The sequence below is a fragment of the Variovorax sp. DXTD-1 genome (assembly GCF_003984625.1).
In the GTDB taxonomy this organism is placed as follows: Bacteria; Pseudomonadota; Gammaproteobacteria; order Burkholderiales; family Burkholderiaceae_C; genus Variovorax.
Genome location: NZ_RWKH01000022.1, coordinates 81822 through 102236, shown reverse-complemented (window position 1 = coordinate 102236; position 20415 = coordinate 81822). Strand labels below are relative to the sequence as shown.

Sequence of the window (20415 nt, the reverse complement as noted above, 5' to 3'; positions counted from 1 at the left end):
GGTAGCGGTAGACGGGCGCCTTCAGCACCGGCACGGGCTCGTCGACGCGGTTGAGCAGGTAGCCGAAGAACTCGAGGGTTTCCGAAAAGACGACGCCGTTGGCGGCCTCGTACATGCGAAGGCGCGTGGGCGCGTAGTCCTTGAGCACGGCCTCCATGTTGCTGGCCAGTTCGAGCACCTTGTCGATGGCTTGCTGCTGCTCGGACGCCAGGCGGGAGACATCGGCCGACTTTTCGACGAAGCGCTTGCCCGAGACCACGGGGCGGTACAGCATCGTCATGTAGAGCTCGTTCTGCATGAGCTTTTGCGACGAGAGCCCTTTGAAGTAGGCGTCGGACAGCGATTGGTTGAAGGCTTCGTTGAACCGGCTGCTGTCCTTGACCTGCCGGCGGCGGCGCAAGTCGTGCACCCAGAAGGCCACATTGGTGAAGTCCGGCGCGCGCAGCGTTTGCAGCATGCGGTTGAAGGTGTTGTGCCGGTGCTCGAGTTCCCATTCTTCGCGGCCGACGAAGGGCAGCCCTTCCAGCCTCCAGGTCAGGAGGTAGTCGCCGCCCGTGGTCTTGAGCACGGTGGGAGACACGTGCGTGGACAGCGGGATGAATTCGCTGACGGGCGTGTCAGGACTGAAGGGCGGCGTGGACATGGTTGGGCTCCCGGCTTCTTCTAGACGTTGTCTCTGGACTGCCCGCGGTACACGTTGGGCGTGAACACCCACATACCTTCATGCTGGCCGATGTTGCGCGTGCGAATGCGGAACTGCAGTCGCAGCCCCAGCAGCCGGAAAATCAGTTCGTCGCGCTTGGCCATCAGGCGCATGGCGAAGATCACCGGCGGGATCAGCAGCAGATAGAACAGGTTGAAGTACATGGCCAGCAACATGCATCCGCCCGCGCCCAGAAAGAAGGGCACGTAGGGCACGCCCATGAACATGGGCGGGCGGGTGCAACCGCGGAACATCGCGTTCTTATGCATAGTGGGCCAGCGATTGCACGATGCCGGCGAGTTGGGTCAGCGGGTCGGTCGCGATGCTGGCCGAGCAGGTGCTGCCGCCGCCGACGGTGGAGCTGCCGCCGAGAAACAGTTTGGCGATTTGGGTGGCCGCGCCGATCAGCAGGGCGCCGATGAAGACCGGGGCCACGTCGCTGATGCGCTTGTGGGCGAATGCAATCTGGTAGCCCGAGAAGATGATGGCGATGGTGACCACCACGATGGACACGGCGTTGAGCACGCCGACGACGGTTTTGACCATCTTGCAGGCGGTGTCCCCGAGTCCGCCGTCTGCCGACCCCGCCGACTGAGCGATGGCCATGCAAGGCAGGACGACCAGCGCGGCAATGGCGAGATCGCGAAGCGTGCGTGCGTGTGCGCTGCGGGTAAACGACGAAGCGGTGTTGTTGTGTGGGCGGTGCATGGTGAGTTCCTCTCTGGTTGATAAAAATGAAGGGTCGCGTCAGAAAACAAAGGCGCCGTCGCCGGCGGGGCGATCGGTCGGAGCGGCCGGTGCTGCTGCGGCTGGCAGATTGCCGGTACCTGAATGGCGGATCTGCGGCACGAAGACATCGGGCGCGCCCGCTGTCGCAGCAACTGGCGGGATAACGGGCGCGGCATTGATTGCAGGCGCAGTAACTGGTTGCGTGGAAGCACCCAGCGGAACCACGCGCATCGAGATGCGCGATGCCGCAGTGGTGGGTTGCACCGCCGCGACGGATGGGGCGCCGGCTGGGGCGGGCACGGGTGCCGGCACGGCGGCGGTCGGTAGCGCGCCCGCAGCGCGCAGCGGAATCGCGGCGGGCGGTGCACCCGGTGCTTGCGCGAGAGTGACGCCGCGGCCGATCGAGTCGTAGATTTTCTGCACGTAGCCGGTGCGAAAGCCAGTCACAAAGTTGCCGGAGTAGTAGCAGCTGAAGGCCTTGCCCCAGTCGCCGCCGGCGCGGGCATAGCAGCCGGCCAGGATGCTGGCACCGGCGGCCAGATTGGCGCAAAGATCGAAGGCTTTCTCGTGGGTGTCGAACCCGTACTTGCGAAAGTTGACCTGGTTGACCTGCGCTGCGCCAAGCGAATAGTTGTAGCCCTTGGACTTGAGCATTTGCGCCGTGGCCACCGCTTCTTCCAGTGTTTTGGGCTGGCGCACGAGCCGGCCTCCGACAACGCCGATGGCGAACGGATTGGCGCCGGATTCGACGTGCACGACGTGGCGCATCACCTGCGCCGGAACGGCGAGGTTGGGGCAAGCGATGGCTTCCATTCCCGGGAACACGGTGTTTATTCCTTCGGCCTCAGGAAGCGCCGGATGGCGCCAGGCGACCGGGGTCGAAGTCGATGCCCGTGATGTACCGCCGCCCCGCATGGGCCTTGATGTGCACGACGATGTCGATGGTCATCATGAGCAGCCGCTTGATGGTGGCGAACTCGAGCCCGGCGCCCTCGCTGGAGGCCTTGACCATGAGCGCCAGCTGATCCCAGGTTTGCTCGGTGCTGCCCGAGTGGCAGCTTGTGATGGAGCCCGGATGGCCCGAGGCGCAATTGCGGATGAAATAGAACGCCTCGTCGCCGCGCAATTCGGCGAGGATGATCCGGTCGGGCTTCATGCGCAGGCAGGCTTCCATGCACGCCTTGGCGGTGATGTTGGCGGTGCTCTGGCCACCCTTGGAGTACAGCAGGTGCACCACGTTCGGCTGCTCGATGAAGAGCTCGCGTGCGTCTTCGATGGTGACGAGGCGCTCATCCGACGGGATGTGGTGCACGAGCGACTTCATGAAGGTGGTCTTGCCGCTGCCGGTGGCACCCGAGACCACGATGTTCTTCTTGTGAAGAACGGCTTGCCTGAAAAAGTCCGCGTAGCGACCCGCGGCGCGCAGTTCGAGCAGTTCCTTGTCGTGCGCGCTGATGCCTGATGTTTCTTCGAGCAGCTTGTCGAAAAATCCGTCCTCGTGATACTGGCCGAGAGTGCGAGTCTGCCTGGACGGAAGCCGGATGGTGATGGACACCTGGCTTGCTTCGACGGCCGGGGGAATGACGAACTGCGCGCGCTGGCCGGTGGGGAAGGTCAGCGAAACGACGGGGTTGACGTCGGTGATGCGCTGGCCTGTGTTGCTCTCGTTGACCACGGTGGTGCAGAACTGCAGCGCACGCGCGGCGGTAAGGCCCGGCACCTCGACGCGCTGCCAGCCGGACCGGTTCTCAAGGTAAATCTCGCCGGGCCGGTTGATGCAGATTTCAGTGACGTCAGGCGAGTGCATGAAGTCCCGGATGCCCAGCACCTGGTACTGGTAATCCAGAAATTCGTTCGAAACGGCGGCAACGAGTTCTTCGGTCATTTAACGCTATGCCGTGTCAGAAGCTCGCGACCACGGCGCTGAAGTCGACGTCCTTGGCGACGTAGACATTGACGACAGTGCCCTGGTTGATGGTGATCGTGTCGGGCCGGTTGGCGTTGCGGCGCACGGCCTGGCTGGCCAGGCTCTGCAACGTCTGCGCCGTGGTGCTCTCGTAAGGCGACTGAACGGCAAGCCCGCCCGCTGCAACGGTGGTCGACTGTGGGCCGCTTTTTGCCAGTTCGTATTTGAAAACGTCGGCGAACATGCTGATCAGCAGAGCCGAAGTGATGCGCTGTCCCCAGTGCTGATCGAGGTGGCCCGGATGACCCGAGCCGCCGAGGTTGTCGACGCCGGGACTGGCCATGTTCACATCAATCCCGTTCGGGGTGACGATGCGGTCCCAGATGACGGCAATGCGATCGCCATTGGGTTCGGTGTCGTACTTTCCGAGCACCTTGGAGCCCTTCGGCAACAGCATGCGCTTGCCGGTGACGGAGTAGACCGGTTCGGTCACAACGCAGGACGTGAAGCCCGGAATGTCGCTGACGATGTGCGTCTCCAGCACGCATCGGATGTACGTGCCGCGCAGCATGAGCACGTTCGGATGAACGAGGGCCTGTGCGCTCGACACGGCCGACAGCGGCTTCATGCGATAGGCGCTGTTCGGCGCAATGCCCTGGTCGCCGCCCGCGCCGGGCATGCCAGGGATGCCGCCCATGCCCGGCGCCATGGCGGGATATTGGCCCTGTCCGGGCTGGCCACCATCAGCGGGGCCCACTGCGATAGTGCCCGCGCTCGATGCCATGCGGCGTTCCATGAGCGTCGGACCTTGTGGGCCTTGCGGTCCGGATGGCACCTGCGGCAGCGCCGGCTGGGCCAAGGGAATGGGAGGGGCCGGTGGCGCGGTGACCGGTGGAGGCGGCGGTTGCGGCGGAAGTTGAGGCGCCGCTGGGACCGTTACCACTTCTTCCTTGGCTTGTTGTGGCTTTTCGGGGCGCAGCACGTTGCCGATCAGCCAAATGGCAGCCAACCCGAGCAGAAGCACGATGCCCGCGAGGAAGCCGAGTGCACGGCGATTCATGCGTTGCATTTCGCTGGACTTGAGTTCCGGCGCATGCGCATCGAGGTTGGGTGCGGCGGGCGCACCCATGCCCTCGAATTGCTTCGAATAGGGGTTGGCTGCTGAAGCAGGCTGGCTGTTGCCGTACGAGGGATCTTGTTGATCGTGGTCAGGCACGGCGTCTCCTGGTCGGGAAGGAGGATGTTGGTTCACTGGGCGGTGTTCCTGCGAAGACCCACGACGTTGTCGCCGTGGCGGATGACCAGGTAGGGGTAGGTCCCGTGGACGATGAGGGTGCTGCCTTCGACGGTGGTGTTCACCACGGAGTCCTCGTCGCGCTCCTTCTGGCGCATGTAGACCGTTGGAAAGTTGCCCGTCGGGAACTGCTTGAGGTCGCTCAGCTTGATGTAGGTGAAACGGCTGTCGTCGTAGACATTGACCGGAACCAACCACGCAGCGCCGGCGCTGCTGGTGGAAAAGTCGTACTCGAAGTTGTAGCTCCGGTCCTTGAGCAGCGCCGTATTGAGCGCCGGCGCCTCGGCGACGGCCTTGGCTTCCCTGCCGAAGGTCATGTCGGCGGGATAGGTGAACTTGATCCGGTACTGGACGCCCGCGTTGCGCGCCTGTTCCAGGGTTCGCCAATCGGTGGCCACGACCTTGAGTTCGAAGATGTACGAATTGGTCGCGGTGCGGATCATCATGTTGGTGTCCACATCGACGTTCTTCGGCTTCAGGTAGAAGACGTTGTCGCGGCGGCTGAGGTCCCAGCCGCTGCTGAAGCCGGTGCTGTAGTCGAGGATTTTTTCTTCGGGACTCAGCTCGATCTGCGTGCTGATGCCCAGGCCGGCACGCACCGTGTAGATGCGGTCGGGCTGGTACTCGTACATCTGGACGGTTTGGGCAAAGGCGCAGGGCACGGCGCTGGCGATGACTGCGCAGGCCGCGGCCAGGAGCGCTCGCCGGCGGTGGTGGGGCTGTTGTGATTTCATCGGCGGCGCGTTCCCTGATTGGCACTTGTTGGCAGGGCGGCTGGGGCGGCGGGCGCGGGAGCGCCTGGTGCCCCGAAGCCCGGTGGAGGAGGAGTGGTTGGCATAGCGGTTTGCGCAGGCGGAGCCACTGCTTGGGCACTGCCTGCCGCGCCAGGAAGGGCATCGGTACCCGGCGGGAGCGCTGCGCCGGGCATCGCGGGCATGCTTTCGGCGGGCTTGGGATTGCTCAGGACTTCTTCGGGCGGCGATGACGCGTAGTCGGTATCCACGCGATAGTCGGTAACCTGGAAGCCGAGCGGGTTTTCGATTCGCTGCTGCTCGTCCATCGCGAGATTCGACTTGTAGGTGAACGCCATCGTCACGATCTTGCTGTCCAAGGGCGCCGAGGAGCCGTTCTGCTTGTTGTAGACGCTGCGCTGGAAGCGCACCGTGGCGCCCTTGGGAACTTCGCCGCCTCCGCCGCCGATCAGGGTGATGCTCAGGATGCGGACCCGGATGGCTTTGTCCTTGCCGTAAAGCGTGTACGGGTTGGCGGGATTTCCCGACGAATACAAGTTGGTGTAGCCGCCGGAGACGTTGCCCGACGACATGGTCAGCACCGTGGTCCAGTCGCGCAAATTGGTGATCGCGAGGTCGTAGGATTCGCGGGCCAGCACAAAGTGGGCAACGTTGCTGCGATTGATCGCTTCGCTCGTGGTGATGCGTTGCAGGGCAACATCGTCGGTCAGGCGCGCGGCGGTGCTGGTGCCTGTGTACGCATCGGCGATGACGAGGTACGGCACTTTTTCCTTGAGCGGCAGCATGTAGAAGTAGCCGCCCAGCAGCACCAGCGACATGGCCACGGCAGAGCCGGCGACCCACCATGCGCGCCGCTCGCTGCGCCGTGCAATGTCCGCAACAGTGAGCTCGAAGTCGACCGATTGAGCGATGGCTTCGTCGACCTTCGAAGCCGACGCCTTGTTCTTGAACATCAGCGCGGCCCGGGTGTGGCTGGTGCAGCGGCGCTCGTGGCCTGAACCAGGATTTGCTTGCCGTCCGCCGAAATGGAGACACCCTGCGGCGCGTAGATGGCGCTCAGCTCACCCATGGCGGATTGAAGGTCGTTGGTGCGAACCTTCGCTACGGGTTGGTGGAGGGTGAAGTCGGAACCTATTTGATAGGCCAACTGCAGTCCGTTGTCCGACGCCCAGCGCTTCAGCATGGTCCTGAGCGTCGCGTCCATGGGCGAGGCGTAGAACGTGTAGGCGGGCGAGAGCGGAATCTCGGTGGCCGCACTCTGGAACCGGTTCACTGGCGTCCAGGAGCCACCATAGTCTTTAGGTGCAGGCGCGCCGCACCCGACGAGCGTGACGGCCAGAATGAACAAGGCCGCACCCGCCGCAAGGCGGGTTGTAGCGCGCACACGAGCGCCCCACGCAATAGCTTGCATTTGGTTAAACACTGCAACTCCCTGAAGTCTTTTTTATGTCCGCTCATCTTATGTAGATGAGGCGGCCGCGCTAGCGCACGGCTGTGCAGGAGTGCACGAATCGACCGCAATCAGGCTGCATATCGTTAACACTTTGGAGCGCTGGCTGCTTCGCGGACGGCGTGGGTTCCTCGTCCTCGCGGATTCGGCCGAATAGAGACCTCAGGGCGCAACTCGTCGACGTCGGGGCAGGCAGTGATGGCCCACCGAGGCGAGGGGTGAGCCCGTTTCAATGATAATAGTTCTCATTGCTGAGATGAACGAGTTCCAACCCGCATGACGATCCCTCTTCCCGTGGCTGCTGCGCCTGTTTCTATACGCCTGGACGAACTACCCAACCATCAGTGGGCGACGGTATTGGACGTCGCGCGGTCGGCCGATGCCGAGGGGCAAGAGTTGGCACTGCGCCTGACAGAAATCGGTTTCGTGCCCGGCGAGGCCGTGCGCATCGTCGCCAGTGGCCTCCCGGGTCGCGAGCCCCTTGCGGTGCGGCTGGGCCACACCACCTTTGCGCTGCGCCGCCACGAGGCCGCGCTGATCCACGTGGCGCCGGGCGTGCCGGAGGGCGCCAGCCATGGTTGAGGCGGTCATCCAGGGGCCGGGGCGCCTTGCCGCCACGGCACAGCCGTCTCGCGTCGCGCTGCTCGGCAACCCGAACTGCGGCAAGACCGCGCTTTTCAATCTGCTCACCGGCAGCCGTCAAAAAGTTGCCAACTACGCCGGCGTCACCGTCGAGCGCAAAGAGGGCACGCTTCGCACCGCATCGGGCCGCCGCGTGTTCGTGCTCGACCTGCCCGGCGCCTACAGCCTGAACGCGCTCAGCGCCGACGAGGCCGTGACGCGCGACGTGGTCACTGGCAAGAGCAGCGAGCCGTTGCCCGACCTGCTGGTGTGCGTAACCGACGCCACCAATCTGCGGCTCAACCTGCGGCTCGTGCTCGAGGCCAAGCGCCTCGGCTTGCCGATGGTGGTGGCGCTCAACATGACCGACATGGCAAAGAAGCAGGGCATCGCGGTCGATACGGCCGTGCTGTCGCGCGAACTGGGCGTGCCGGTGGTCGAGACCGTCGGCGTGCACTCGGGCGGCGCGCGGGGCCTGCTCGAGGCCCTCGATGCGCCCGTGGCCGCCGCCGCGCCGCAGCCCTGGCAGGCGCCCGGGCTCGACGATGTGCTTGCCACGCAGCGCGAAGTGCGCCGCATTCTCGGCATGGCCGTGCGCGAGCCGGTCGGGAGCCTGGCCACCAGCGACCGCATCGACCGCGTGGTGATGCACCCGGTGTGGGGCATGCTGGTACTCGCAGTCACGATGTTCCTGATGTTCCAGGCCGTGTTCAGTTGGGCCAATGTGCCAATGGACGCGATCAAGGCTGCGACCGAGGGCCTTGGCGAGCTGCTGAAGACCCGCATGCCCGAGGGCATGCTGCAAAGCCTGCTGGTCGACGGCGTCATTGCAGGCGTGGGCGGCGTGATCGTGTTCCTGCCGCAGATCCTGATCCTGTTCCTGTTCATCCTGGCGCTGGAAGATTCGGGCTACCTGCCGCGTGCCGCGTTTCTGCTCGACCGCGTGATGGGCACCGTGGGGCTCTCGGGCCGCTCGTTCATTCCGCTGCTTTCGAGCTTTGCCTGCGCCATTCCCGGCGTGATGGCCACGCGCACCATCAGCAACTGGCGCGACCGTATCACCACCATCATGATTGCGCCGCTCATGACCTGTTCGGCGCGCCTGCCGGTCTACGCGCTGCTCATTGCGGCCTTCATTCCGGCGCGCACCGTCGGCGGCGTGTTCAACCTGCAGGGCGTGGTGCTGTTCGCGCTGTATGTCTTCGGCATCGTCTCGGCGATGGCGGTGGCTTGGGTGATGAAGCGCTTCCGCGACAACAAGCAGCAGTCGCCGCTGATGATGGAGTTGCCGGCCTACCGCTGGCCCAGCCTGCGCAACCTGGCGCTGGGCCTCTACGAGCGGGCATGGATCTTCATCCAGCGCGTGGGCACGATCATCCTCACGCTCACCATCCTCTTGTGGTTCCTGTCGACCTTTCCTTCGCCGCCTGAAGGCGCCACGGGGCCGGCCATCCAGTACAGCCTGGCCGGCATGATCGGACGCGGCCTGGAGCACATCTTCGCGCCGATCGGCTTCAACTGGCAGATCTCCATTGCGCTGGTGCCAGGCATGGCGGCGCGCGAAGTCGCGGTGGGCGCGCTCGGCACGGTGTATGCGCTCTCGGCCAGCGGCGACGACGTGGCGGGCCAGCTCGAGCCGCTGATCGCGGGGAGCTGGTCGCTCGCCACGGCGCTGTCGTTGCTGGTCTGGTACGTGTTTGCGCCGCAGTGCATCTCGACTCTGGCGGCCGTGAAGCGCGAGACCGGTTCGTGGCGCTATGTGTGGATCATGGCGGGCTATCTCTTCGCGCTCGCCTACGCGGCCTGCTTCATTACCTACCGCGTTGCAGTGGCGCTCGGGGCAGGTTAAAACCTGCAATGAAAGGTTTGAAGAAGATATGGCACAGCAACTGATCGTCGGATTGATCGTCGCCGCCGCCGCGTTCTACGCGGTGTGGCGCTGGATGCCCGCGGGCTGGCGGCGCAGCGCCGCTCGCAAACTCGCGGCTGGCACGCACCGTGCGGGCCTTGTCGATCAGGAGCGTGCCGACCAACTGGCGGCTTCGCTCGCCAAGACCTCGGGCTGCGGCTCTTGCGACAGCTGCGGCAGTTGCGGCCCCAAGGCCACCGACAGAAAAGACGCCGAAGAAGCCGGCCGCGGCTCGCTGTCCACGCACAGCCGCTGAAGGCCGATGCCCACACACATCCTCGTCGCCGGCGGCGGCATCGGGGGGCTCGCTACCGCGCTGGCGCTGTCCCGCGGCGGCCATCGCGTCGATGTCTTCGAACAGGCGGCTGCATTCGCCGAAATCGGCGCCGGCATCCAGATCGGACCCAATGTCACGCGGCGCCTCCGGCAGCTGGGCCTGGACAAGAGCCTCGATGCCATCGCAGCGCGCCCGGATGCACTGGTGGTGCAGAGCGCCGGTAACGGTGCCGAACTGGCCCGCCAGCCGCTCGGCGATGCCCTGCACCGGCGCTATGGCGCTCCCTACCTGTGCGTGCATCGCGCCGACTTGCATTCATTGCTGCTCGACGCCGTGCGGGCGCAGGGCGCGGGCACCCTGGTGACCGATGCCCGCATTGCGCAGGTCGAAATGAGCGACGACCTCGTCTGCATATCGAGCAGCGGCGCGCGCGCCTGGGAGGGTGAGGCGCTGGTTGGCGCCGACGGCCTCTGGAGCGTGGTGCGCCAGCGGCTCGAATCTCCCTCGGCCGCCGAGCCGCCTCGCATCACCGGCCATACGGCCTGGCGCGGGCTGGTCGCCCAGGCCGAACTGCCGCAGGCGCTGCGCCGTCGCCGCATCGATGTATGGCTCGGTCCGCGCCTGCATGTGGTGGCCTACCCAGTGCGCGGCGGCGATTGGCTCAACGTGGTGGTGATTGCCGAAGCCGCCCCGGCAGGCGATGCACGCGACTGGGACCAGGCCAGCAGCCTTGCCGCGCTGCAGCAGGCCACCGGCCACAATGGCCGTGCCCTGCAAGCCTTGCTCGAAGCGATGCCCAACTGGCGCGCCTGGACCCTCTGCGACCGTGCGCCGCTGACCTCCGCGGGGGACATGGCACACGAGCGCATCGCGCTGGTCGGCGATGCCGCGCATCCGATGGTGCCTTACCTCGCGCAGGGCGCAGGCATGGCCATCGAAGACGCTGCGGCGCTGGCCGAGGCGCTCGGCGACGGCGGGGCGGCCGAAGTTCCGGCGGCCTTTGCCCGTTATGCCGAGGCTCGCTGGCAGCGCAATGCCACGGTGCAGGCAAGGGCGCGGCGCAACGGGCAAGCCTTTCATGCCACCGGCCCCATGCGCCTGGGCCGCGACCTTGCCCTGCGCACGCTGGGCGTGCGGCTGCTGGACCAGCCCTGGCTGTACGGAGGCTGAAAGGCCGCTGCGGCGGGGCTCTCAAAGCCTGAATGTCTGCAGGTGCTCGATCCGCTCGGCCAATCCCTCGGGGCCGAGATAGTGGCCGTGAGAGCCGTCGCGCACCTCGAGCAGCGTGGCCTCTAGTTCGGCCAGCATCGCGTCGCGTTCGGCCGCGAAAGCGGGCGCCACGTCGATGCCGGCCTGCGTGCACGCATCGGCGATCAGGTGCGCGCTTGCGGGCGCGCCGCAGGCCGCGCATTTGACGATGGCGGCCACGTTCGGCTCGGCCCCGTTCACGAGCAGCGCATGCGTGAGCTCGGGTGAAATCTGGCCGTCGATGTTGCGCAAGGCGTCGCGTGCCACGGGGGCGCCCGCACGGACCAGCGCCATGGCCGCGGCAAAGGCACCGTTGCCTATGGCAACGTCCGTGGCCAGCGCACTTCCCTGCTGCGGTCCGTCGAAGCTCACGCCCGCGGCGGCGAGTTCGGCGACCAGGTCCGCGTCGTCGCTGGCAATGGCGTGGTGCAGCGCCGCGCGCGCAGTGGCCGGCAACCGGCGCAGCGTTCCGTTGGCCAGCGGTGTGCGCCAGTCGATCACCGCGCGGCAATAAAAGCTCACCAGCTTGTCCATCAGGTCAAGGTCCAGGCCATGGTCCTGGTGCCGGTCGTCCAGGTACTGGAGCAGGGCCTGGCCGGAAAAATAATCGCCGGTGGGTGCCAGCGGGTCTTCATCGAGATGCAGTGCCCCTAAGGCGCTGTACAGATCGGGCGCGATGGTGCTCACACCGTCTTCATGCAGCGCATGCGTCCAGGCCGGCGGCAGCCCGTGCTTCCACGCGGTGATGTGGCCGTGCTCGGGGCCGGGCTCGACCACCGCGTAAACCCGGTCCAGATACTCGAAGCCGCCGAAGGGCAGGTGCGTGAGCTTGCCGCTCCAGTCGCGGCCATCTTCCTCGGCAGCCTCTTCGGCCAGCTCCTGCTCATGCTCGATCCAGCCCTGCAGGTCGCGATAACCGTCGCTGCCGTTCCAGAACAGCTCCGACCAACTGACGGATTCGATGTTGCCGTTCATCGGCAGCGAAAGGTCGTAGTCGAGCCGGCCGCCCGCCGTTTGCCGCCACAGTTCGAGCAGCGGCTCGGGAATCGGGCCCGCGCACAGCGCCTGGATGGCGGCGATCTGCTGCGGGGGCATCGGCGGCTGCGCATCGAAGATCACGCGGTTCGCGAACAGGACCACGCCGTGCTCGCGCAGGGTAGCAAGCTCTTCGAGAGAAAACTGGACGTTGTTGTTCATGGCAGTGCCTCCGTTGTTGCCAATGTAGCGCTTTGCGCGAGCGGAGCAAGCACGACCATCGGGTGTTCACCCTGACGGCTGTGCGGGAGTGGGCCATTCGATGCGTTCGAAGATGCGCATCAGCCTTGCCTTGCGGGTCGGATTGAATTGCCCGATCCACGCGATGTGGCCCAGCAGGTGACCGCGGAAGTCGTTCACCTCCGCGCGGTTCTGGCCCGAAGGCCCGTGCATCGCGCATTGATGCAGCACGGCCTTGAGCCTGTCGAAGTCGACGCGCGGCGCGTTCGCCTTCCGGTTCACGACCACGCCGGTTACGCGCTGCTGGCGGTGCTGCGGCATGCACCGCACCTTGCGTGGATGAAGCTCGAAGCCTTCGTCGGCTGCAATGCCATCGACCCACGCGCGCAATGCGGTGAACTGCCCGCGCAGCGCTTCGGTTCCCGAGAACACGAGGTCGTCGGCGTAGCGCGTATAGGCGGCACCGAAAACCCAGGCCAGCCCCTCGAGCCGCAGATCGAGCCGGAAGGCGCAAAGGTTGGCCAGCGCGGGAGAGCAGGGTGAGCCCTGCGGCAGATGCGGTTCGGCCAGACGCTTGGCACCCATCCAGTCGAGCCCGCCGTCGTCGCGAAGGCGCTCGATCACGGCGGCGGAGGTGCGGTGCGTGCACAACGCGGTGAGTGCGCGTGCCACGCCCTCGGGATAGCCCAGCGTGCGCCACAGCGCATGCACGCGCGATGCACGAACACTGGGAAAGAAGTCGCGCAGGTCGAAGCCGATCACCACCTCCTTGCCGACGTGTGCCGCCGCATGGCTCGCAACCGAGCGGTCTTGCACGAAGCCATGGGCTGCCTCGTGTACAGGCACATGCGCCAGCAGACCCTCGAGGATGCGGCGCTGCACACGCTTCAGGTCGGCCTTGGGAATCTCGAGCAGGCGCAGGCCGCCGAGGCGCTTGGGCTGCAATAGATATCGATAGTGCGATGCGGCGCGTGTCTTCGGTGCATCGGGCTCGCGAAAGACCTGCGATGCAGCGGTGAGCCAGGCCAGGCGGTCCGGTTCGAGTTCCAGCCATTGCGCGAGGTCGGCCAGCGTGGGCAGGTTCGGCAACGCACAATCGTCGAGGCCCATCGGGCGCGGCAGCATCTCGGCCGGCCGCAGGATGAGGCGTCGCACACGGGGCAGTTCGTCCTGCTCGAAGGCCAGGTCCAGCGCGGGCATGTCATGAATCGCCTTCGCCAGCGCGGGCAGATCCGTGCGCTGCCATGTAGCGAGCGACCTTTTGCCGAGCTCTTCCGAAAGAAGCGCGAGCCACGGGGGATTGGCGCCCAGCGCCGCTTCAGCCCGCGCACGCAATGCACAGGGGGCCGTGGCGCCGGGCTGCCTCGCATCGGCCAGCAAGGCGCGCGCGAGGCTGCGTGCAATCCATTCCCTGTAGCTCGGTTCGCGCATCATGAAGGTGACGAAGTGGAACGTAGGTGGCAACCGGCCCTTCAACCAGCCGGTGATGCGCCAGCAGTGCTGCGCGACAGCGCAGTTCCGCTCACGCGCCGAAACGGGTAGCCATCCATCCACCGCGGGGTTACCCCGCAGCACAAGGCAAAACGACGAATCGCCCGCCTTGTCGAGTCTTGAAGAGCCGGTGCCGCGGCGATTGTAGGGGCGGGTCGTTGCGCGCGGCGCGCCGGTCACAGGTCGGTGCGCAGCCTCCAGATTTCGGGGAACAGCACCACGTCGAGCATCTTGCGCAAGTAGCTCACACCGCCTGTGCCGCCCGTGCCGCGCTTGAAGCCGATCACGCGCTCGACCGTGGTCACGTGGCGAAAGCGCCAGAGCCGGAAAGCGTCTTCGAGATCGGTGAGCTTTTCGCCGAGCTGGTACAGGTCCCAGTGATCGTGCGGGTTCCGATAGACCGTGAGCCACGCCGCCTCGACGCCGTCGCTGGCTTCATAAGGCTGCGTCCAATCGCGCTCCAGATGATCGGCGGGCACCGGAAGGCCATGGCGTGCCAGCAGCTTCAGTGACTCATCGTAGAGCGAAGGCGACCGGTAGGCCGCATCGACCTGTGCCAGCAGATCGGCCCGGTGCGCATGCGGCTTGAGCATGGCGGCGTTCTTGTTGCCGAGCGCGAATTCGATGCAGCGGTATTGCGCGCTCTGAAAGCCGCTCGAATTGGCCAGGTAGGGGCGCATGGCCGTGTACTCGGGCGGCGTCATGGTCGAGAGCACGGTCCATGCGCTCACCAGCTGTTCCATGATGCGGCTCACGCGGGCCAGCATCTTGAAGGCGTCGGCCAGTTTTTCTTGCGCGATGCAGCTGGTGGCGGCACGCAGCTCATGCAGCATGAGCTTCATCCAGAGCTCGCTGGTCTGGTGCTGCACGATGAACAGCATTTCGTCGTGCGCGGGCGAGAGCGGGTGCTGCGCGTTGAGGATCTGGTCGAGATGCAGGTAGTCGCCGTAGCTCATCGACGCGCTGAAATCCAGCTGCGCTTTTTCTTCGTGAACGATTTTTTCGGTGCTCATGATGCTTGCTGTCGGGTCATCGCCAGACCACTGCGGTGTAGGACGGGCGGCCCGGTACCGAATCTTTTGCGGGATACACGAAACGCACGACGTCGTTCTTGCGCTTGAACTCCTGGTAAGTCTCGCCGCCCGGAATGCGGCCCTTTTCAGCCGGTGCGTAGCCCGCGGCGCGCACTTCCTTCACCAGCCGCTCGAAGGCGGCCTTGTCGGTCAGGGACGGCTGGATGTTGTTCGCGTCAGCGCCGCCTTCCGCATAGGTGGACTTCATGAAGCGGATCGTGTGGTCGCCGATCACCTTGTCGTACTCGATCATGCTGACATCGGGGGTCACGGTCTTGTTGTGTTTCATGGGTACGTGCTGCTCAGGTCACTGCGTTCTTGCGATTGAATTCTTCGCGCTTCCACTCGCCCGCTTCCAGCACCTGCACCAGGTGCTCGACGGAGTTCCACACATCCTCGAAGCCGAGGTACAGCGGCGTGAAGCCGAAGCGCAGGATGTCGGGCATCTGCGAATCGCCTGCGCGGTAGTCGCCGATCACGCCGCGCGCAATCAGCGCCTGCACGATGGCATAGGCGCCTTCGCCGCGGCTCAGGCAGACCTGCGAGCCGCGGCGCGCATGCTCGCGCGGCGTGACGAGCGAAAGGCCTTGCCCTTCGCAGCGTTCTTCGACCAACGCAATGAAAAGGTCGGTGAGCGCGAGCGACTTGGCACGCAGGGCCGCCAGCCCGCCCTTGCCGCCGTCGAACGCCTCGGCCGCCAGCACGGTGTCGAGCCCGCATTCGAGTCCCGCCATCGCGATGATCGGCTGGGTGCCGCAAAGATAGCGGCCCACGCCCGGCGCAGGCCGGTAGTGCGGCGTGAATTCGAAAGGCGCCGCGTGGCCCCACCAGCCCGACAGCGGCTGATCGAACTTGCCCGCATGCCGCGTATGAACCCACACGAAGGCCGGCGCACCGGGGCCGCCGTTCAGGTACTTGTAGCCGCAGCCAATCGCGTAATCGGCATTGCTTTCGTTCAGCGCAACCGGCACCGCGCCTGCGCTGTGCGCGAGGTCCCACACCGTGAGCGCGCCGGCTGCGTGTGCCGCGGCGGTGATGGCCTTCATGTCGTGCATGGCGCCGGTGCGGTAGTTCACGTGCGTGAGCATCAGCACGGCCACCTCGTCGGTCAGCACCGAACCCGGGCCTTGCAGCTCGCTCGCATCGATCAGCTTGAGTGTGAAGCCGCGCTCGCGACACAGCGATTCGGCGATGTAGAGATCGGTCGGGAAGTTGCTGCGCTCGCTGACCACCAGCTTGCGGCCGCTGTCCTTTTGCTGCGAGAGTGCCGCGAAGAGCACCTTGTAGAGGTTGACCGAGGTGCTGTCGGTGCACACCACTTCGCCCGGTGCGGCGCCGATCAGCCGGGCCACCTTGTCGCCGAGGCGCTGCGGCAGGTCGAACCAGCTGGCCGTGTTCCACGAGCGGATCAGGCCCTGGCCCCATTCCTCGGCGACGACTTCGGCAATGCGTGCCGGCGCGGCCTTGGGCAGCACGCCGAGCGAGTTGCCGTCGAGGTAGATCACGCCCGGCGGCAAGGTGAACTGGTCGCGCAGCGAGCGCAGCGGGTCTTGCGCGTCGAGCGCGCGGCAGTCTTCAAGGGTCGTCATTGGGCGGAGTTTTCAGCGTGGAAGGTCGCGCAGCACGGCGCGAACGGGGGAAGCGTCGGCGCTGACCAGCTTGAGCGGCAACGCGATGAGTTCGTAGTCGCCCTCGGGTACATCGTCGAGCACGAGGTTCTCGAGCACGCGCAGGTCGAGGCGGCGGATGCGCTGGTGGCTTTCCAGCGTCTTGCTGTCGGCCGGGTCGATGCTGGCCGTGTCGATGCCGATGAGCTTGACGCCCATGGCCGCAAGGCGTTCGACGGTGGCAGGCGCGTAGGCCGCGAGCTGCGGATCCCACTGGGCGATGGGCATCGCCGCATAGGTGCGCACCAGCACGCGGGGCGGCAGGTCGCTCGCGATCGCATGCGCAATGTGCTCCCACTCGATCAGCGGGCCCTTGGCAATCGCGTGGATCACGCGGCAAGGGCCGAGGAAGGGCGTGAGATCGACTTGGCCGATCGTCTGGCCTTCGGGGTCGTAGTGCAGGGGCGCATCCGCATGTGCACCCACATGCGGCGAGAGCTTGATCTCGCTGACGTTCACCGGGCACTCCGGCGAGATGGTCGCGGCCCATCGCTGCTGGTAAGGCGTGTCGCCAGGGAACACCGGCGCGCCTTCATGCACGGGAGGCGAGATGTCCCAGAGGCGGGATTCGGGTTGCAGAGAAGAGCGCATGGCGCAAAGGTAGCGCCGGGCGAGGGGTCGTGGTGTCGGTTATTTCCAACACACGTCGTGACGAGATGATCGACTCAGGAAGACAGTGCGGGCAGCCCGTGCCGCGCGCGTGCCCGCTCGCAGGCGTCGCTGCCGGCCTGCAATTCGTGGCATGGGTTGGGGCGCCACTCGTAGATGCCGCAGGTCACCGACTGGCCGATCTTTCCGGTGAGCACCGCGCAGCGCATCGGCGTGCGGTCGGTGCCGCGCATGCGGCAGAGGGCGTCGTTCACCTCGACCGCGAGGCCGGACGGCACCTTGCCGCCGTTCTCGTCGAGCTCGTGCACGCTGAAGTCGACGCGGTAGCTGGCGCAGCAGGCGCCGCATTGCTGGCAATGAGACACGCCGCCGCGCCTTCAGGTTTCTTCAGAGCCTGCCCAGGAGCAGGAACTCCATCAGCGCCTTTTGCGCATGCAGCCGGTTCTCGGCCTCGTCCCACACCACCGACTGCGGACCGTCGATGACCTCGGCCTGCACTTCCTCGCCGCGGTGGGCGGGCAGGCAGTGCATGAAGAGGGCGTCGGGCTGGGCGATGCGCATCATGTCTTCATCGACGCACCAGTCGGCAAAGGCCTTGCGGCGGGCCTCGTTCTCCGATTCGTAGCCCATGCTGGTCCAGACGTCGGTGGTGACGAGGTCGGCGCCGCGGCAGGCTTCCATCGGGTCCTTGAAGACCTTGTAGCTGTCGCCCGAGCGGATGCCGGCGATCGACTGGTCGACTTCATAGCCGCTGGGCGTGCTCACGTGCACGGTGAAGCCAAGGATCTCGGCCGCCTGCAGCCATGTGTTGGCCATGTTGTTGCCGTCGCCCACCCAGGCGATGGTCTTCCCCTGGATCGAGCCGCGGTGCTCGATGTAGGTAAAGATGTCCGCAAGGATCTGGCAGGGATGAAACTCGTTGGTCAGGCCGTTGATCACCGGCACGCGCGAATGCGCGGCAAAGGTGTCGATCTTGGTCTGTTCGTAGGTGCGGATCATCACGATGTCGACCATGCGGCTGATGACCTTGGCGCTGTCCTCGATGGGCTCCGCGCGGCCGAGCTGGCTGTCGCCGGTGGTCAGGTGCACCACGCTGCCGCCGAGCTGGTACATGCCCGCCTCGAAGCTCACGCGGGTGCGCGTGCTGGCCTTCTCGAAAATCATCGCCAGCGTGCGGTCGGTCAGCGGCTGGTGCTTCTCGTAGGTCTTGAACTTCTTCTTGATGATCGCCATGCGATCGAAGAGGTAGGCGTATTCGTCGGCCGTGAGGTCCGAGAACTGCAGGTAGTGGCGGATGGCGTTCGGCGTGGTGGCGGTCGTCATTGCGCTGCGGGCTCCGACAGGAATGTTTTGACGATGGGCGCGAGGATGGCGACGATTTCGTCGGCCTCGGCAATGCTCAGGATGAGCGGCGGCACGAGGCGGATCACCTTGTCGGCCGTCACGCTCAGCAGCAGGCCGGCATCGCAGGCGCGGTTCAGGATGACGCCGCAGGGACGGTCGAGCTCGATGCCCAGCATCAGGCCCTGGCCGCGGATTTCCTTCACGCCGGGCAGGCCACCGATTTCGCGCTCCAGCGTGCTCTTCAGGTGTTCGCCCACGCTAGCGGCATTTTCGAGCAGCTTGTGCTCTTCCATGATGCGGATGGTCTCGATGCCGGCACGCATGGCAAGCGGGTTGCCGCCGAAGGTGGTGCCGTGGTTGCCCGGGCCAAAGATGTTGGCGGCCTTGGGGCCGGCCACCACGGCGCCGATCGGCACGCCCGAACCCAGGCCCTTGGCCAGCGGCATCACGTCAGGCTTGATGCCGGCCCACTGGTGCGCAAACCACTTGCCGGTGCGGCCCATGCCGCACTGCACTTCGTCGATCATCATGAGCCAGTCGCGCTCGTCGCACAGGGCGCGAACCTGCTTCAGGTAATCCACGCGCATCGGGTTGATGCCGCCTTCGCCCTGGATGGTTTCGAAGAACACGGCAACCACGTTGGGGTTGCCTTCGGTGGCCTTCTTGAGCGCTTCGATGTCGTTCAGCGGCACGCGGATGAAGCCCTCGACCAGCGGACCGAAGCCCGCCTGCACCTTCGGATTGCCCGTGGCGGACAGCGTGGCGATGCTGCGGCCGTGGAACGCGGCCTCGTAAACAACGATTTCAGGCCGTTCGATGCCCTTGTCGTGGCCGAACTTGCGCGCGAGCTTCAGGGCGGCTTCGTTGGCTTCCAGGCCCGTGCAGCAGAAAAAGGCGTTGGTCAGGCCCGAGAGCTCGGTCAGCTTGGTGGCCAGCTGCTCCTGGCCGGGCACATGGTAGTAGTTGGAGCTGTGGATCAGCTTGCTGATCTGGTCCTGCAGCGCCGGCACCAGCTCGGGGTGGTTGTGGCCCAGCGTGTTCACGGCAATGCCGCCGAGCCCGTCGAGGTAGGCCTTGCCCGTGGTGTCCCAGACTCGGCAGCCCTGGCCGTGCGACAGCGCGATCGGCAGGCGACCGTAGGTGTTCATGACGTGGGGCGAGGTGGGCTGGGCGGTAGCGCTCATTCGGTTCTCCAGATAGGGAACCGCGGATTCTAGGCGTCCAGTTCGACAGCTTCATTGAGGATTCCGCATTACAGCAATGCCCTCGGGCCGAGCCGCAAAGTGCCGCGGATAGAATCTCTTGCTGCACCGCAGCACCTGCTTCCGGGCGCCTCATTCAACGATGATTTCCCCCACTGCCAAAGAAATCTTCATCCAGGGCATCACCCATGATGGCCGGACTTTTCGCCCGAGCGACTGGGCCGAGCGGCTGGCCGGCGTGATGTGCTCTTTTCGTCCTGGGGGCGCCTATCCCGGAAGTCACCTGAGCTATTCGCCCTGGTGCGTTCCCACCACCCTCAACGGTGTCAAGTGCGTGGTCGTGAACCGGGCCCTGCGCGATGCCGAGCCCATGGCCTGGGATTTTTGCGTCAATTTTGCGCGGGACAACGACTTGCAGGTGGCCGAGGCCTGCCTGGTTCCCGACGCGCCCGGCGCACCGCCCAAGACCTGAGCCCGCCGGCCCCGCATTTTCCACAAAGCGATCGCCCATGAAAAAACCGCCCGAAGGCGGTTTTTTACACTTTGCTGCAGCGCACCCCGATCAAACGGCGGACCGGAGAATTCCGATCCGGGCTTGCCGGACAGGTGTCAGGCGGCTGCCTTTTCAGGCGCGAGGGCGAGGGCCTTGACCTTCGCCGACAGGCGGCTCTTGTCGCGAGCTGCCTTGTTCTTGTGGAAGATGCCCTTGTCGGCGACGGTGTCGACGATGCTCTGGGCCTTCGCGAAGAGTTCGCTTGCCTTGGTCTTGTCGCCGGCCAGAACGGCCTTTTCGACATTCTTCACGGCGGTGCGGTATTTGGAGCGCAGCGAGGTGTTCGCAGCGTTGAGTTTGGTGTCCTGGCGGACGCGCTTACGGCCGGAGGCGAGGCGCGGGTTCTTTTTCTTGGGCTTGGCGGATGCCATG

The 20415-nt window shown here is 65.6% G+C and carries 23 protein-coding genes and 1 pseudogene; 5 read left to right on the top strand and 19 right to left on the bottom strand.

Annotation, left to right across the window (positions count from 1 at the left end; genetic code table 11):
* The 9 genes and pseudogenes from EJI00_RS20130 to EJI00_RS20090 all read right to left on the bottom strand — a co-directional run.
* Positions 1-643 (bottom strand): annotated as a pseudogene (locus EJI00_RS20130) (VirB4 family type IV secretion/conjugal transfer ATPase); the annotation flags it as partial.
* A 20-nt stretch (positions 644-663) separates the two neighbouring features.
* Positions 664-957 (bottom strand): type IV secretion system protein VirB3, encoded by a 294-nt coding sequence (locus EJI00_RS20125; protein ID WP_260590791.1) that lies wholly within the window; start codon positions 955-957, stop codon positions 664-666.
* Between the two features lie 7 nt (positions 958-964).
* Complete coding sequence (locus EJI00_RS20120) at positions 965-1411, bottom strand: TrbC/VirB2 family protein (protein ID WP_126749252.1); 447 nt, start codon at positions 1409-1411, stop codon at positions 965-967.
* A gap of 39 nt (positions 1412-1450) precedes the next feature.
* Positions 1451-2245 carry a lytic transglycosylase domain-containing protein gene (locus tag EJI00_RS20115; protein WP_126749259.1) on the bottom strand — a complete coding sequence of 265 codons (795 nt, stop codon included), beginning with the start codon at positions 2243-2245 and terminating at the stop codon, positions 1451-1453.
* Between the two features lie 31 nt (positions 2246-2276).
* Positions 2277-3317, bottom strand: a complete 1041-nt coding sequence (gene virB11 / locus EJI00_RS20110) for a P-type DNA transfer ATPase VirB11 (RefSeq protein WP_126749251.1) — start codon at positions 3315-3317, stop codon at positions 2277-2279.
* Between the two features lie 16 nt (positions 3318-3333).
* Positions 3334-4554, bottom strand: coding sequence for a TrbI/VirB10 family protein (locus EJI00_RS20105; protein WP_221885055.1), 1221 nt, complete (start codon positions 4552-4554; stop codon positions 3334-3336).
* A gap of 32 nt (positions 4555-4586) precedes the next feature.
* A complete protein-coding gene (locus tag EJI00_RS20100; protein ID WP_126749250.1) occupies positions 4587-5366 on the bottom strand; it encodes a TrbG/VirB9 family P-type conjugative transfer protein in 780 nt (259 codons plus the stop codon).
* A complete protein-coding gene (locus EJI00_RS20095; protein ID WP_126749249.1) occupies positions 5363-6337 on the bottom strand; it encodes a virB8 family protein in 975 nt (324 codons plus the stop codon). The genes EJI00_RS20100 and EJI00_RS20095 overlap by 4 nt, the downstream gene beginning before the upstream one ends.
* Complete coding sequence (locus EJI00_RS20090; protein ID WP_221885054.1) at positions 6337-6768, bottom strand: TcpQ domain-containing protein; 432 nt, start codon at positions 6766-6768, stop codon at positions 6337-6339. The genes EJI00_RS20095 and EJI00_RS20090 overlap by 1 nt, the downstream gene beginning before the upstream one ends.
* Positions 6769-7110: 342 nt before the next feature.
* On the opposite strand from EJI00_RS20090, the gene EJI00_RS20085 reads away from it, so the two are divergent.
* From EJI00_RS20085 to EJI00_RS20070, 4 genes are read left to right on the top strand one after another with little or no spacing between them, the layout of a single operon-like run.
* Positions 7111-7416, top strand: coding sequence for a ferrous iron transport protein A (locus tag EJI00_RS20085; protein WP_126749247.1), 306 nt, complete (start codon positions 7111-7113; stop codon positions 7414-7416).
* A complete protein-coding gene (locus EJI00_RS20080; RefSeq protein WP_126749246.1) occupies positions 7409-9304 on the top strand; it encodes a ferrous iron transporter B in 1896 nt (631 codons plus the stop codon). The genes EJI00_RS20085 and EJI00_RS20080 overlap by 8 nt, the downstream gene beginning before the upstream one ends.
* A gap of 28 nt (positions 9305-9332) precedes the next feature.
* A complete protein-coding gene (locus EJI00_RS20075; protein ID WP_126749245.1) occupies positions 9333-9620 on the top strand; it encodes a DUF6587 family protein in 288 nt (95 codons plus the stop codon).
* Between the two features lie 6 nt (positions 9621-9626).
* Positions 9627-10811 (top strand): FAD-dependent monooxygenase, encoded by a 1185-nt coding sequence (locus EJI00_RS20070; protein ID WP_126749244.1) that lies wholly within the window; start codon positions 9627-9629, stop codon positions 10809-10811.
* A gap of 21 nt (positions 10812-10832) precedes the next feature.
* On the opposite strand, the gene EJI00_RS20065 is transcribed toward EJI00_RS20070, so the two are convergent.
* From EJI00_RS20065 to EJI00_RS20025, 9 genes are all read right to left on the bottom strand, one after another.
* Positions 10833-12086 carry an SMI1/KNR4 family protein gene (locus tag EJI00_RS20065; protein WP_126749243.1) on the bottom strand — a complete coding sequence of 418 codons (1254 nt, stop codon included), beginning with the start codon at positions 12084-12086 and terminating at the stop codon, positions 10833-10835.
* A gap of 66 nt (positions 12087-12152) precedes the next feature.
* Positions 12153-13568: a reverse transcriptase family protein gene (locus EJI00_RS20060; protein WP_126749242.1), complete on the bottom strand. Its 1416-nt coding sequence runs from the start codon at positions 13566-13568 to the stop codon at positions 12153-12155.
* Between the two features lie 203 nt (positions 13569-13771).
* Positions 13772-14608, bottom strand: coding sequence for a tryptophan 2,3-dioxygenase (kynA, locus tag EJI00_RS20055; RefSeq protein WP_126749241.1), 837 nt, complete (start codon positions 14606-14608; stop codon positions 13772-13774).
* A 16-nt stretch (positions 14609-14624) separates the two neighbouring features.
* Positions 14625-14957, bottom strand: a complete 333-nt coding sequence (locus EJI00_RS20050; RefSeq protein ID WP_185868175.1) for a hypothetical protein — start codon at positions 14955-14957, stop codon at positions 14625-14627.
* A gap of 13 nt (positions 14958-14970) precedes the next feature.
* Positions 14971-16257, bottom strand: a complete 1287-nt coding sequence (gene kynU, locus EJI00_RS20045) for a kynureninase (protein WP_126749240.1) — start codon at positions 16255-16257, stop codon at positions 14971-14973.
* 12 nt (positions 16258-16269) lie between these two features.
* On the bottom strand, positions 16270-16926 hold the full coding sequence (gene kynB, locus EJI00_RS20040) for an arylformamidase (protein ID WP_126749239.1): 657 nt from the start codon (positions 16924-16926) through the stop codon (positions 16270-16272).
* Positions 16927-17000: 74 nt separating this feature from the next.
* Positions 17001-17309 carry a YkgJ family cysteine cluster protein gene (locus EJI00_RS20035; RefSeq protein ID WP_126749238.1) on the bottom strand — a complete coding sequence of 103 codons (309 nt, stop codon included), beginning with the start codon at positions 17307-17309 and terminating at the stop codon, positions 17001-17003.
* 22 nt (positions 17310-17331) lie between these two features.
* Positions 17332-18267: an ornithine carbamoyltransferase gene (gene argF / locus EJI00_RS20030; RefSeq protein ID WP_126749237.1), complete on the bottom strand. Its 936-nt coding sequence runs from the start codon at positions 18265-18267 to the stop codon at positions 17332-17334.
* Complete coding sequence (locus EJI00_RS20025) at positions 18264-19472, bottom strand: aspartate aminotransferase family protein (protein ID WP_126749236.1); 1209 nt, start codon at positions 19470-19472, stop codon at positions 18264-18266. Before EJI00_RS20025 ends, argF begins: the two co-directional genes overlap by 4 nt.
* A 160-nt stretch (positions 19473-19632) precedes the next feature.
* Here EJI00_RS20025 and EJI00_RS20020 point away from each other — a divergent pair, with 160 nt between their 5' ends.
* A complete protein-coding gene (locus tag EJI00_RS20020; protein ID WP_126749235.1) occupies positions 19633-19962 on the top strand; it encodes a DUF3579 domain-containing protein in 330 nt (109 codons plus the stop codon).
* 137 nt (positions 19963-20099) lie between these two features.
* Here the strand turns inward: EJI00_RS20020 and rpsT are convergent, their stop codons facing one another.
* On the bottom strand, positions 20100-20414 hold the full coding sequence (gene rpsT / locus EJI00_RS20015) for a 30S ribosomal protein S20 (protein WP_007831346.1): 315 nt from the start codon (positions 20412-20414) through the stop codon (positions 20100-20102).
* Position 20415 lies beyond the last annotated feature (1 nt).

Bases quoted from the DNA above. Each gene is read 5' to 3' on its own strand.
- EJI00_RS20095 (WP_126749249.1), bottom strand. From the start codon at position 6,337: ATGTTCAAGAACAAGGCGTCGGCTTCGAAGGTCGACGAAGCCATCGCT.
- EJI00_RS20065 (WP_126749243.1), bottom strand. From the start codon at position 12,086: ATGAACAACAACGTCCAGTTTTCTCTCGAAGAGCTTGCTACCCTGCGC.
- EJI00_RS20120 (WP_126749252.1), bottom strand. From the start codon at position 1,411: ATGCACCGCCCACACAACAACACCGCTTCGTCGTTTACCCGCAGCGCA.
- kynB (WP_126749239.1), bottom strand. From the start codon at position 16,926: ATGCGCTCTTCTCTGCAACCCGAATCCCGCCTCTGGGACATCTCGCCT.
- EJI00_RS20085 (WP_126749247.1), top strand. From the start codon at position 7,111: ATGACGATCCCTCTTCCCGTGGCTGCTGCGCCTGTTTCTATACGCCTG.
- kynU (WP_126749240.1), bottom strand. From the start codon at position 16,257: ATGACGACCCTTGAAGACTGCCGCGCGCTCGACGCGCAAGACCCGCTG.
- EJI00_RS20100 (WP_126749250.1), bottom strand. From the start codon at position 5,366: ATGAAATCACAACAGCCCCACCACCGCCGGCGAGCGCTCCTGGCCGCG.
- EJI00_RS20070 (WP_126749244.1), top strand. From the start codon at position 9,627: ATGCCCACACACATCCTCGTCGCCGGCGGCGGCATCGGGGGGCTCGCT.
- rpsT (WP_007831346.1), bottom strand. From the start codon at position 20,414: ATGGCATCCGCCAAGCCCAAGAAAAAGAACCCGCGCCTCGCCTCCGGC.
- EJI00_RS20080 (WP_126749246.1), top strand. From the start codon at position 7,409: ATGGTTGAGGCGGTCATCCAGGGGCCGGGGCGCCTTGCCGCCACGGCA.
- EJI00_RS20075 (WP_126749245.1), top strand. From the start codon at position 9,333: ATGGCACAGCAACTGATCGTCGGATTGATCGTCGCCGCCGCCGCGTTC.
- EJI00_RS20020 (WP_126749235.1), top strand. From the start codon at position 19,633: ATGATTTCCCCCACTGCCAAAGAAATCTTCATCCAGGGCATCACCCAT.
- EJI00_RS20025 (WP_126749236.1), bottom strand. From the start codon at position 19,472: ATGAGCGCTACCGCCCAGCCCACCTCGCCCCACGTCATGAACACCTAC.
- EJI00_RS20050 (WP_185868175.1), bottom strand. From the start codon at position 14,957: ATGAAACACAACAAGACCGTGACCCCCGATGTCAGCATGATCGAGTAC.
- kynA (WP_126749241.1), bottom strand. From the start codon at position 14,608: ATGAGCACCGAAAAAATCGTTCACGAAGAAAAAGCGCAGCTGGATTTC.
- EJI00_RS20115 (WP_126749259.1), bottom strand. From the start codon at position 2,245: ATGGAAGCCATCGCTTGCCCCAACCTCGCCGTTCCGGCGCAGGTGATG.
- virB11 (WP_126749251.1), bottom strand. From the start codon at position 3,317: ATGACCGAAGAACTCGTTGCCGCCGTTTCGAACGAATTTCTGGATTAC.
- argF (WP_126749237.1), bottom strand. From the start codon at position 18,267: ATGACGACCGCCACCACGCCGAACGCCATCCGCCACTACCTGCAGTTC.
- EJI00_RS20125 (WP_260590791.1), bottom strand. From the start codon at position 957: ATGTTCCGCGGTTGCACCCGCCCGCCCATGTTCATGGGCGTGCCCTAC.